16 protein-coding genes are annotated in these 10,837 nt (G+C 63.8%); 14 read left to right on the forward strand and 2 right to left on the reverse strand.

Features of this window, described 5'->3' with window-relative positions; genetic code table 11:
- Positions 1-212: 212 nt before the first annotated feature.
- From AACI_RS06390 to AACI_RS06430, 9 genes are all read left to right on the forward strand, one after another.
- The gene (locus tag AACI_RS06390; protein WP_012810655.1) at positions 213-1,232 is read left to right on the forward strand and encodes a sigma-E processing peptidase SpoIIGA; all 1,020 of its coding nucleotides are present in this window, start codon (positions 213-215) and stop codon (positions 1,230-1,232) included.
- Positions 1,129-1,878, forward strand: coding sequence for an RNA polymerase sporulation sigma factor SigE (sigE, locus tag AACI_RS06395; protein WP_012810656.1), 750 nt, complete (start codon positions 1,129-1,131; stop codon positions 1,876-1,878). Before AACI_RS06390 ends, sigE begins: the two co-directional genes overlap by 104 nt.
- A gap of 160 nt (positions 1,879-2,038) precedes the next feature.
- Complete coding sequence (sigG, locus tag AACI_RS06400) at positions 2,039-2,818, forward strand: RNA polymerase sporulation sigma factor SigG (protein ID WP_012810657.1); 780 nt, start codon at positions 2,039-2,041, stop codon at positions 2,816-2,818.
- A gap of 54 nt (positions 2,819-2,872) precedes the next feature.
- Positions 2,873-3,169, forward strand: a complete 297-nt coding sequence (locus AACI_RS06405) for a YlmC/YmxH family sporulation protein (RefSeq protein ID WP_012810658.1) — start codon at positions 2,873-2,875, stop codon at positions 3,167-3,169.
- A 47-nt stretch (positions 3,170-3,216) separates the two neighbouring features.
- Positions 3,217-4,005 (forward strand): peptidoglycan editing factor PgeF, encoded by a 789-nt coding sequence (gene pgeF, locus AACI_RS06410; RefSeq protein ID WP_012810659.1) that lies wholly within the window; start codon positions 3,217-3,219, stop codon positions 4,003-4,005.
- A gap of 3 nt (positions 4,006-4,008) precedes the next feature.
- Positions 4,009-4,698: a YggS family pyridoxal phosphate-dependent enzyme gene (locus tag AACI_RS06415; protein WP_012810660.1), complete on the forward strand. Its 690-nt coding sequence runs from the start codon at positions 4,009-4,011 to the stop codon at positions 4,696-4,698.
- A 12-nt stretch (positions 4,699-4,710) separates the two neighbouring features.
- A complete protein-coding gene (locus AACI_RS06420; protein ID WP_012810661.1) occupies positions 4,711-4,992 on the forward strand; it encodes a YggT family protein in 282 nt (93 codons plus the stop codon).
- A gap of 13 nt (positions 4,993-5,005) precedes the next feature.
- Entirely contained in the window at positions 5,006-5,773 is a 768-nt protein-coding gene (locus AACI_RS06425) for a YlmH family RNA-binding protein (RefSeq protein ID WP_012810662.1), read from the forward strand.
- A gap of 111 nt (positions 5,774-5,884) precedes the next feature.
- Positions 5,885-6,391 carry a DivIVA domain-containing protein gene (locus tag AACI_RS06430; protein WP_008340469.1) on the forward strand — a complete coding sequence of 169 codons (507 nt, stop codon included), beginning with the start codon at positions 5,885-5,887 and terminating at the stop codon, positions 6,389-6,391.
- A gap of 50 nt (positions 6,392-6,441) precedes the next feature.
- Here AACI_RS06430 and AACI_RS06435 read toward each other — a convergent pair whose 3' ends face one another.
- Positions 6,442-6,636, reverse strand: coding sequence for a hypothetical protein (locus AACI_RS06435; RefSeq protein WP_008340470.1), 195 nt, complete (start codon positions 6,634-6,636; stop codon positions 6,442-6,444).
- A gap of 154 nt (positions 6,637-6,790) precedes the next feature.
- On the opposite strand from AACI_RS06435, the gene AACI_RS06440 reads away from it, so the two are divergent.
- Positions 6,791-7,105, forward strand: coding sequence for a DUF5665 domain-containing protein (locus tag AACI_RS06440; protein WP_012810663.1), 315 nt, complete (start codon positions 6,791-6,793; stop codon positions 7,103-7,105).
- A 12-nt stretch (positions 7,106-7,117) separates the two neighbouring features.
- Positions 7,118-7,759: a TraR/DksA C4-type zinc finger protein gene (locus AACI_RS06445; RefSeq protein WP_012810664.1), complete on the forward strand. Its 642-nt coding sequence runs from the start codon at positions 7,118-7,120 to the stop codon at positions 7,757-7,759.
- Here the strand turns inward: AACI_RS06445 and AACI_RS06450 are convergent.
- A complete protein-coding gene (locus AACI_RS06450; protein ID WP_012810665.1) occupies positions 7,744-8,571 on the reverse strand; it encodes a phosphosulfolactate synthase in 828 nt (275 codons plus the stop codon). The two genes, AACI_RS06445 and AACI_RS06450, sit on opposite strands and share 16 nt — an antisense overlap.
- 92 nt (positions 8,572-8,663) lie before the next feature.
- On the opposite strand from AACI_RS06450, the gene lspA reads away from it, so the two are divergent.
- The 3 genes from lspA (at position 8,664) to pyrR (ending at position 10,826) form a co-directional block, all read left to right on the forward strand.
- Entirely contained in the window at positions 8,664-9,134 is a 471-nt protein-coding gene (gene lspA / locus AACI_RS06455) for a signal peptidase II (protein WP_012810666.1), read from the forward strand.
- Positions 9,135-9,149: 15 nt separating this feature from the next.
- Entirely contained in the window at positions 9,150-10,094 is a 945-nt protein-coding gene (locus tag AACI_RS06460; RefSeq protein WP_012810667.1) for an RluA family pseudouridine synthase, read from the forward strand.
- A gap of 198 nt (positions 10,095-10,292) precedes the next feature.
- Entirely contained in the window at positions 10,293-10,826 is a 534-nt protein-coding gene (gene pyrR / locus AACI_RS06465; protein WP_012810668.1) for a bifunctional pyr operon transcriptional regulator/uracil phosphoribosyltransferase PyrR, read from the forward strand.
- Positions 10,827-10,837 lie beyond the last annotated feature (11 nt).

The raw sequence follows: 10,837 nt of genomic DNA on the forward strand, positions 1-10,837 counted from the left end.
TGGCCGTCGTGAGGATGCCTTCGCCTTGCGCCCCGTGCTCACGCTCTACACGCCTCGACCGACTTCTCCAAAAAAGTCTACGACCCACCCGTCAAGTTCCGACAGGCTTCGTAATAGAAATCTACTATACTTTCCTCCAAACGATGCGGTGTGATCTCGCGGACATGCCGCCCGTCGGATAGGACACGCCGTGCTCCACCTGAGGTGATGGTGTGCAGGCCCTGCCGGTGGTCTACATCGACATCGTCTGGATGGTCAACTTCATCATGGACTTCGCGTTGCTCTGGACGACCGGCTGGCTGATGAAGCGCCGGGCGCGCTGGACGCGGCTTTTGGCGGGCGCCTTGGTAGGCGCGACGTACGCGCTCGCGCTGTTTGTCCCTGCTCTGTCCCTTGCCACCACATGGCCCGGCAAGGCGCTTGTGTCCGTGCTGATGGTGTGGGTCTCCCTGCCCCACCGAAGCGCGCTCGATCTCGCCCGCCTCGTCGGCGTCTACTACCTCGTGTCGTTCGTCGTGGCCGGGGCGAGCGTGGCCGCTCGGTTCGCCTTGCCCGGCACGACGCTCAACCACGCCCTGTGGAGCGACCGCGGCGTGGCCTTTGCGACTTCAGGCGAGACGCTCGGCCTGATGATCGGCCTGCCGCTCGCCGTGGATGGGCTCAAGCGCCTCGCCGCGCGCCTGCGAAAGGACGCGCGCGTCGAGACATCTTTGGTCGATCTCGAAGTGCAATTCGACGAGATCGTCATCCGCTGTCGCGCCCTGGTGGACACGGGCAACGCATTGGTCGATCCCGTGTCGAAGCGCCCCGTGTCGCTGGTCGACGCCGATGTCCTCATGCCCGCGTTTCCGGAGCCGGTCCGCGAGAAGCTGGCCGTCGGCGCGGATCTGCTGGATGCCCTGACCGAGGCGTTGCCCGGGACACCGTTGTCCATCGTGCCGTTTCAAGGGGCTTCGGGCCGCGGGTTGACGGTCGCGCTCCGGCCGAAGGCCGTGTATCTGGTGCAGGCGGATGGCTCGCGCGCCCGCGGCGCGGACAGCCTGTTTGCGGTATTTCCCGGCGTGCTCAGCGCGGAGGGGACGTTTCAAGCCATCTTGCACCCAGAAGTCATGAATGGAGTGGATGACGATGTACGCGTTCCAGTTTCTCGAGACCAAGCGCCGCCTCGCGCTCCTTCGGCTTCGCCTCCTGTACATCCGCCTGCGAATTCGCCTCCTGGGTCAGCCGGATGAGGTTTATTACGTCGGTGGAAGCGAGGCGCTCCCGCCGCCGCTCACGAAGGAGGAGGAGCAATATCTCCTTGAACGGCTTCCTTCGGGCGATCCGTCCGTGCGGTCGATGCTCATTGAGCGAAACCTGCGCCTCGTCGTGTACATCGCCCGCAAGTTCGAGAACACGGGCGTGAACATCGAGGACCTGGTGTCCATCGGCACCATCGGGCTCATCAAGGCCGTGAACACGTTCGATCCGTCCAAGAAGATCAAGCTCGCGACGTACGCGTCCCGGTGCATCGAGAATGAGATACTCATGTACCTCCGCCGCAACAACAAACTTCGCGCCGAGGTGTCGCTGGACGAGCCGCTGAACGTGGACTGGGATGGAAACGAGTTGCTCCTGTCGGACGTGCTCGGCACGGATTCTGACACCATCTACCGGAACCTCGAAGATGAGGTGGATCGCGAACTGCTCTACGACGCCCTCGACAAGTTGAGCGAACGGGAGCGCACCATCATGGAGCTGCGATTCGGCCTGGGGACCGGTCAGGAGATGACGCAAAAGGACGTCGCCGATCTTCTCGGGATTTCCCAATCCTACATATCGCGTTTGGAGAAGCGCATTCTGAAGCGGCTTCAGCGGGAGTTTAACAAGATGATGTGATGGGTGAACGACCACTTCGGCCTTTGTCCGCGGCGGCGCCAGGAAGCGCCGCCTTGTTGCGCTTTGGACCTGCATAACCCGCCCAAGTCCGGACATACTTAAGACGAATTTTGGAATATGAGTACACACGTGTATGACGGGCAGACTTGGGGGGACTTCTTTGAAGCGCAACAAGGTGGAGATCTGCGGCGTCAACACTTCTCAGCTTCCGGTTCTCACCAACGCTCAAATGCGCGAGCTGTTCGAACAGCTTCGGGCCGGAGACCCCTCGGCGCGCGAGAAGCTGGTCAACGGCAACCTGCGCTTGGTCTTATCGGTCATTCAGCGGTTTAACAATCGGGGCGAGTACGTGGACGACCTGTTCCAAGTCGGATGCATCGGACTGATGAAAGCCATAGACAATTTTGACCTCAATCAAAACGTGCGCTTTTCCACCTACGCGGTCCCCATGATCGTCGGCGAAATTCGCAGGTATCTGCGGGACAACAACCCCATCCGCGTCAGCCGTTCCCTTCGCGACATCGCCTACAAAGCGCTGCAGGTTCGCGACATGCTGGCGTCCAAAAACCTGCGCGAGCCTTCCATCGTCGAGATCGCCAACGAGATGAACCTGCCGAAGGAGGAGGTCGTGTTCGCGCTCGACGCCATTCAGGACCCCGTCTCCATGTTCGAGCCCATCTACCACGACGGGGGAGATCCCATCTACGTGATGGATCAGATCCACGACGAGCGAGAAAAGGATTCGGCGTGGGTGGAGGGCATTGCGCTGCGGGAGGCGATGCGGAAGCTGTCGGACCGAGAGAAGAAGATTCTGGCGAAGCGGTTTTACGAGGGCAAGACCCAGATGGAGGTGGCGGACGAGATTGGCATCTCGCAGGCGCAGGTCTCCCGCCTCGAGAAGGCAGCCATTCACCGCATGTACAAGCACATCCAGTCGTAACCGATCCGCCATCGGTCATATGATCGCCGTAGGACCGATGGGAGGCGGATAGGCGTGGTGCGCATTTCGGAGCTTCAGTCGAAGGACGTGGTCAACGTCGAGGACGGCAAGCGGCTCGGGACCATCGGCGATCTGGAGATCGATCTCGACAGCGGGCTAATCCGCGCCATTGTCATTCCCGGCCAATCGAAGTTCTTCGGCATGGTGGGCGGATCGCAGGATTACATCATCCCGTGGAACCAGATTGTCAAGATCGGCGCAGACGTGATCCTCGTGGATCTGCGCTCGCCCGGAGAACCGGGCTACTATCTCCCTCCGCAGTCCGGCAAGCGCGGCACGGGCGGCTACTGATGCGTGGCGCCGCGAAGCCGGATGGATGTATGATAGAAGGCGGAGGGATGCGCTTGCTGAAGGACGTGATCGGACAACATGGCGGCCTCGGGATTCGCCCGCCGTTTGCGGGCCCGGGCGTGCGTGCCATGTTTTTCTTTCGCCATTTGGACACGTGGCCGCCCGTGGATGCAGATCTGTCGTCGCGCCTCACGGGTCCGGAGGCGGCCCGGGACAACCGCGCAAGGATGCTCGGCAAGGCTGGCGTGCAAGCCGAGGCGCTATGCCTGGTGCGTCAGGTCCACGGCCATCGCGTTATCCGCGTCGACGCGCCGACGGAATCCGCCCTCGAGGCAGACGGGATGATCACGGATGTCCCCGGCCTCGCGCTCGCCATCCTCGTCGCCGACTGCGCGCCCGTCCTCTTGTACGATCCCGTCCGCCGTGCGGTGGGCGCGTGCCACTCGGGATGGCGGGGCACTGTGCAACAGATTGTCGCCCGCGCCATCGAAGGCATGCGGGACGAGTACGGGACAAATCCCGGGGATCTGCATGTCGCCATCGGCCCGTGCATTCGGCGGTGCTGCTACGAGGTGGACGATGCGGTGGCAGACCGCGTCCGAAGCACGCCGCTCGAGCGAGCGCTTTTGCCCAGGTTCGGACGTCCTGGAAAGTATGTCTTCAGCCTGCCTCATGCCATTCGCCTGACGGCTGAAGCTTGCGGGGTCCAGCCGGATCGCGTCTATGACGCCGGCATCTGCACGTCCTGCCGAAATCGCCACCTGTTCTCGCACCGCCGCGAGGGCGAGCGCGCGGGGAGACAGATGGCGGTCATCGCGCTTGGGGTGGGGGACTGAGCGGTGGATTACGGATTTGTGCGCCAGCGGGTCGAGGAAGTTCGAGCGCGGGTCGAAGCTGCCTGCCGTCGTTCCGGCCGCGACCCGGCGGGCGTCCGCATTGTGGCTGTGACGAAGACGGCGTCTCCCGACGTGTTGCCCGCGCTTCACGCCGCGGGCATCCGGGATGCGGCCGAGAATCGCTGGCAGATGGCGCGGGACAAGCTCGCGCATCCTGCTGCTTCTAGCTTGGATTGGCATTTCATCGGCACGCTTCAGACCAACAAGGTCAAATATGTCGTTCCGCGCTTTGCGTGGGTTCACTCGCTGGATCGGCCCGAACTGGCCCACGCGCTGTCCGAAGAGGCGGTGCGGCGGGGCGTCGTGGTGAACGTGTTGGTCCAGGTCAACATCAGCGGCGAGGCGCAAAAGCACGGCGTCGCGCCCGAGGATGCGGAGGCTCTCGTCCGCCTCGCCCACGAGCTTCCAGGGCTTGCGGTCCGGGGGCTCATGACCATGGCGCCCATCGCCGAGCGCCCCGAGGATGTGCGCCACGTCTTCGCGGGTCTTCGCGCGCTGATGCACGAGCTGAGATCCCGTCTGTCGCTCGAGGCGCTGGATCAGCTTTCGATGGGAATGTCCGACGACTTCGAGGTGGCTGTCGAGGAAGGCGCCACCATGATCCGCATCGGACGAAGGCTGGTCAATCCATGAGGGGGTGAACACATGGACGGCTTGGCGGACGCCGTGGAATGGATGTTCGCCATCTATTTCGTCGTGCTCATGGCCGGCGCGTTGATTCAGATGGTGCCCGATTGGAGCTATCACCGCGTGGGCCGGTGGATTCACGCTTGCTGCGAGCCTTATCTGTGGGTGTTTCGGCGTCACCTTCGCCCCTTGCGCGTGGGTCGGACGTCCGTGGACGTGTCGTGGCTCGTGGCCGTTGTCGTGTTTTTGGTGGTCGAGGCGGGTGTGGACACCACGTTGACGCAGTTGACCACGAGCTGAGGAGGCGCACGCTGTGGAGCACGGATGGGTACGCGCGTCGGAGCAACCCTGGGTTCGCCGCGCGTCGGATTGGGTCCGACAGGTTCAGGACAGCTACGCGCCCTATTTGACCGACTTTCTGACGCCGCGCGAACGATATCTTGCCGAAAGCGTGGCGCGAGGTGCGGGCATCCATGTCGAGGCGTTCGGGGGATACGACGGCGCGGAGCGCGTGCGGCTGCTGCTTTTGCCGGAGCCGTGGCCGGTGCGTCCGGAGGACTTCGAGATTCAGGCGCTCAAGGTGGCCGCGCTGCAGGGGGCCTTTGCGCACGGAGACGTGTTGGGCTCGCTCCTTGGCCTGGGACTCAAGCGCGCTTCGGTGGGCGATATCGCGATCTCCACACCTGCACAAGCGTATGTGTTCGTCGCCCGACCCCTTGTGCGCTATCTGCAGGACGCTTGGGCTCGCGTCGGCCGCATGCCGGTGCTCGTGCAGGTCGTGGACGAGGTCCCGAATTTGTCCCCTCCGCCGTACGAGCCAAAGGAGATTTTCGTCATGTCGCCGCGCATGGACGCCGTCGTGGCGCAGGCTTGTCGGATGTCGCGCAAGGATGCGCAGTCCCTTGTCGCGAGTGGACGCGTGGAACTCAATCACGCGGAGGCGCCGGCCGACGCCGAGGTGCGTCCCGGCGACGTGTTGTCCGTCAGGGGATTCGGCCGCGTGCGGGTCTTGGAGACCGTGGGCCAGTCCAAAAGCGGCAGATGGATCGTTCGGGTCGGCGTCCTGCGATCTCGCCCCTAAGTGCGGTGGCGGTGAAGGATTTTGCCGCTTGCTGTCGAATAGCAGGGTGACGAACCTTCGCCCAAACAAGGGGGCTCTACAAGCCTGTGGTCGAGATGAGGGGGATTCGCCATGCCGTTGTCGCCCATCGACATTCACAATAAAGAGTTCCGGCGCTCGCTGCGCGGGTACAACGAGGATGAAGTCGATGATTTTCTGGAACGCGTGATTCAAGATTACGAGGCCCTGATCCGCCAGAACAAGCAGCTCGAAGAGGAGATCGCGCGGCTCAACGAGAAATTGGCTCATTACCAGAATCTCGAGGAGAGCCTGAGCAAGTCCATCCTCGTGGCGCAGGAAACGGCGGAAGAGCTGAAGAACAACGCCAAAAAGGAAGCGCAGCTCATCATTCGCGAGGCGGAAAAAAACGCGGATCGCATCATCAGCGAAGCCCTCAATAAGGCGCGAAAAGTGGCGCTCGAGGTGGAGGAGATGCAGAAGCAAGCTGCCATTTTCCGCGCGCGGTTCCGCTCGCTCATCCAGTCGCAGCTGGAGATGATGGAGTCGGGCGACTGGGAGTCGTTCGAGCGGGAGCTCGCACGGCGCGAGGTCGCGGCGGCCGAGCCGGACTTCGCGTGATCCAGGAGGGCAAAGGCGCGCGCCTCGACAGGCCGATCCATGGGGTCGGCTTATTTTTTTTCGCTTCGCACGGCGTACCAGAGAAGGGCCAGCCCGAAGGCCACGAGCGAGGAGTCGATCACGACGTAGGTGGTGTAGGGAAGCGCCAGTTGCAGCCACACGCGGGCGAGGACGCAGGCGGCAAACAACGTGATGCCAATCCACAGAATGGCCCAGGAAGCGGCGAGCAGCCATGTTCTGCGCATGATTCATCTCTCCAGTCGAAACAACCCTGCCGATCTCCATCATACACAGACCCGCGGGAGATACCAATGACAGTCTGGTGAACATGTCCGACATGGATCGAGGCATGCCGGGCACACTATCGGCAGATCATCCACAGCCGGGACGGTGAGGAAGATGCGGCATCGGCGCAGACGGCGTCACTCGCTCACACACCTCGGACTGCTGAGACTGACGGAATACCTCGAAGGTGTGAACTTCGCGGCGTACGTCGATCTGCTGCAGACCCCGTGGCGGCTCGCGCTGCTCAATCTCATCGGCGGCATCTTTCGCGGCCTGGGCATCGGCCTGGGTTTCACCGTGATCGCAGGTTTGGTGGTGCTCATCCTGCAGCAGCTCGAGCTTCTCAATCTCCCGATCATCGGCAAGTGGATCGCGGATTTGGTCCAAATCGTGGACGGGCAGCTCAGGGCACGCCAGTTCACGTACTGAAGGAGGGCGAGCATGGACACGGATTCGATTCGATCCCGCCTGGAGGCGGCGCGGGAGCGCCTGATCGATCGCCTGAACGGAGCCGAAACGTCTGCGGACATCCGCAGCGCCATGCCCGACGAATTCTCGGAACTCGCCATGTATGACAATCATCCCGCGGACGTCGCCAGTGAACTCGCGCTCCGCAATCAGGCGGTTGGCGAACGGCTGCGCGACGAGCGCGCGCTTGCCGACGTGGAGGATGCGCTCTCGCGGATCCGCCAGGGAACCTATGGCCAATGCGAGTCCTGCGGGCGGCCCATTCCGCCGGATCGGCTAGAGGCAATTCCGACGACTCGTCGATGCGTGGACTGTGAGCGGGAGGTGGAGGCCAGGCAGGCGTCAGCACGTCGCCCCGTGGAGGAGGACGTGCTGGCGCCCGCGTTTGGCCAGTTCGATCGCGACGGCGCGGACGAGACGGGATACGACGGGGAGGACGCGCTTCAGGACGTCATGCGTTACGACCGCCCCGTTACCGGTCTCGCGCGTTACGACGAACCCGACCTCGACGACGACGCCGGGTACGTCGAGTCGGTGGACCGTATCTCGGAGGACGACTATCGGCGGACGTTGCCGTCGCCGGCCCAGCTTCTCACCGATTACGACGAGCCGTGACATTCAGGACCGCCCAGTGTGAGTACGAAGGTATCCGCCCTGAGGCCGAGCCGCAGGCACTCGAGGGCAATGGCGTCTGCGGGCGGCACGTTGCCAAGATTGACGCCCGGGCCAAAGCGCCGAATGAGTTCCACTTGCTGAGACTTTTTCGGCGCTTCCCAGATGACGCGGCTCCGCGCTTCGACGGGCAGCGCGGCGACGAACACCGCCAGTGCGTCGTCGAGCACCTTGCCCCCGGGATCGTAAATGCCCACGCCCTCGCCTGATTCGCGCCCCTCGAGGATCACGTAATCGGCGCCGGCTTCGAGATCCCGGAGCACACCCTCGGCGCAGCGCACGAGGTCGACGTCGTCGCTCAGTTTTTTGCCCACCTCCGTAATGACGAGGGGAAACACGCGTTTGGCCGCCGCAATGGCCCTGGCGCGATGGTCCAGCGGCAGGTCGATGGTGCCGTCCGAGATTTCCATCGCTTGAAATCCGAGTTCGCGGCAGCGCCGGAGGTATTCGGCGAACACGCCCTGGGTCCACGCCACCTCAGCCAGGGTCCCACCAGGGCACGCCATGACGTCCGCCTGTGCCGCGCGCTCGAGCTTGGCCCTGAGGATGCGCTCGGGATAGACGGCGCTCGTCCCAAATCCGAGCTTCAGCAGATCGATGATGGGAGCCGCCATCGACAGCAGGGACTCCGTCTCCGCCAGGCTCAGTCCCTTGTCGATGACCATGGTGATCCCGCTCGTGCGCGGCTTGCCCTCCCGCCGTCCGAGCGGCGGGGCAATCCATTGTGAGAAGGCGCCGCCCTCTGGTACAATCACCGTATTCACACCCCTTCACTTGCCGCCTTTTCACGGTATGCGACGGCGGCTTCCGAGGGTGCAGGCTGCGAACCGGCGGGGAGACGTGTCGAGTGGGGAAGCAGAAGTGGCTGTTGTACGTGGTCGGCCTGGTGGTGCTCATCGCCGATCAACTCATCAAACTGGTTGTGCGCGCGAAGTTGGCCATCGGCAGCGCCGTCATCGTCATCCCGGGCGTGGTGGAGTTCACGCACATCCAGAATCCGGGCGCCGCATTCAGTCTCTTGCCTCATCAGGTTTGGCTCTTTGTCCTCGTGGCCATCGCCGTGGTGGCGGCGGTGGTCGTGGTGAACACGCGGTTCCGACTGAGCGCCTCGGCGCAGGTGGGGCTTGGCCTTCTGCTCGGCGGCGCGCTCGGGAACATGGTCGATCGCGTCTTTTCCCCGACCCACACGGTCACCGACTACGTGTACTTCTACACCATCCATTTTCCCGTCTTCAACCTCGCGGACGCCTCCATCGACATCGGCGTCGTGCTCCTCATTCTCTCCACGTTTCGAGGCGGGAACGATGCCCGCGACTGATTGAAGGAGGACATCATGCGACCGGCCATCCATGTCCAATATGAGGTGAGTGCGGAGGATGCGGGCGAGCGACTCGACCGATGGCTGACCGACAGGCTGCAGGAGGACGACATTGAGGTCTCGCGGACGCAGGTGCAGCGCTGGCTTGACGATGGGTTCATCCGCCGCGCGCGCCCCGGGCGGCTGAAGGCGAGCGATCCGGTGGAGGCGGGCGACCTCTACGAAGTGGACGTCCCGGAAGAGGAGCCGCTGGAGCTTGTGCCGGATGACGGCGTGCCGTTTGTCGTCGCCTACGAGGACGACGATGTCATCGTGGTGGACAAGCCGCGCGGCGTCGTTGTGCACCCGGGGGCGGGCCACATGCGGGGCACCCTCGTGAACGGCCTCTTGGCGCGCGGCACTCCACTGTGCACGCTCGCCGGCGCGTTGAGGCCGGGCGTCGTGCACCGGATCGACAAGGACACGAGCGGGCTCGTCGTGTTCGCCAAGTCGGATCGCGCGTATCGCGCGTTGGTCGAGGCGTTTCGTGCGCACGACGTCGAACGCGAGTATGTCGCCATCGCGCACGGCCGCATGCCCCACCGCGAGGGCACCATCGACATGCCCATCGCGCGCGATCCGGCGGATCGCCAGCGGATGGCCGTTCGCCAAGGGGGCAAGCGCGCTGTCACGCACTTCGAGGTCCTCGAATCGTTTGCCAAATACTCGTACCTTCGCTTAAGGCTCGAGACGGGCCGCACGCATCAAATCCGCGTCCACCTCGCAGCCATCGGCCATCCCATCGCGGGCGATCCCGTCTACGGCCCGCGCCACACGCTGCCCATCGATGGACAGGCGCTCCACGCGCGGACGCTCGGCTTCACGCATCCGGACGGTCGTCGCCTCCGGTTCGAAAGCGCCGTGCCCTCCGATATGGCCCGGCTCCTTGACGGATTGCGCCAGGGGCGAATCGGAACTTGACACCCTTCGCCCGAACTGATAGTCTACTTTCGAACTGAACATGGACACTGCCTTTAAACCAATCCCGTGAGGTTGGTAAGGAGTCGGACGTTTTGGGAGAGTTGCGCACGCGTTGCGCGTCTTCCGGGCTAAGGCCACCTCTCGCGGAGAGGCGGCCTTTTTTCGTGCCGACGAGAGCGGTGCCGAGGAGGGAAGGCTGTGGCTCAAAAGACGCAGATTATGGACGAAGCGGCAATGCGCAGATCGCTCACCCGCATGGCCCACGAGATCCTGGAGCGCAACAAGGGGCTGGACGACCTCGTGCTCGTCGGGATCGTCACGCGCGGCGCCATCCTGGCGGAGAGGCTCGGGCGGAAGCTGTTCGAAATTGAGGGGCAGGTCGTGCCGTGCCACCGGCTGGATCCCCGGCCGTACCGGGACGATCGCGACCGGACGGTCTCGCCCGAGGCGCCCGCGCCAAACATCGACGTGGCGGATCGCAAGGTCATTCTCGTCGATGACGTGCTGTACACGGGGCGGACGGTGAGGGCCGCGCTGGACGCCATGATGCGCGCGGGCCGCGCGCGGTGTGTGCAGCTCGCGACGCTGGTGGACCGCGGCCATCGGGAGCTTCCCATTCGGCCCGACTTTGTGGGCAAAAACGTGCCGACGGCGCGAGACGAGCAGGTCATCGTCCGCCTCGCGGAAGTGGACGGTTTGGACGGCGTCTGGATTGCGGAAGGAAGGGCGTGAGGGCGTGGCGG

It is taken from the genome of Alicyclobacillus acidocaldarius subsp. acidocaldarius DSM 446 (assembly GCF_000024285.1).
Taxonomy (GTDB): domain Bacteria; phylum Bacillota; class Bacilli; order Alicyclobacillales; family Alicyclobacillaceae; genus Alicyclobacillus; species Alicyclobacillus acidocaldarius.

Coding starts and splice junctions, on each gene's coding strand:
- AACI_RS06435 (WP_008340470.1), bottom strand. CDS start 6,636: ATGCGCAGAACATGGCTGCTCGCCGCTTCCTGGGCCATTCTGTGGATT.
- AACI_RS06460 (WP_012810667.1), top strand. CDS start 9,150: ATGCGACCGGCCATCCATGTCCAATATGAGGTGAGTGCGGAGGATGCG.
- AACI_RS06445 (WP_012810664.1), top strand. CDS start 7,118: ATGGACACGGATTCGATTCGATCCCGCCTGGAGGCGGCGCGGGAGCGC.
- pgeF (WP_012810659.1), top strand. CDS start 3,217: ATGCGCTTGCTGAAGGACGTGATCGGACAACATGGCGGCCTCGGGATT.
- AACI_RS06440 (WP_012810663.1), top strand. CDS start 6,791: ATGCGGCATCGGCGCAGACGGCGTCACTCGCTCACACACCTCGGACTG.
- AACI_RS06430 (WP_008340469.1), top strand. CDS start 5,885: ATGCCGTTGTCGCCCATCGACATTCACAATAAAGAGTTCCGGCGCTCG.
- AACI_RS06420 (WP_012810661.1), top strand. CDS start 4,711: ATGGACGGCTTGGCGGACGCCGTGGAATGGATGTTCGCCATCTATTTC.
- sigE (WP_012810656.1), top strand. CDS start 1,129: ATGTACGCGTTCCAGTTTCTCGAGACCAAGCGCCGCCTCGCGCTCCTT.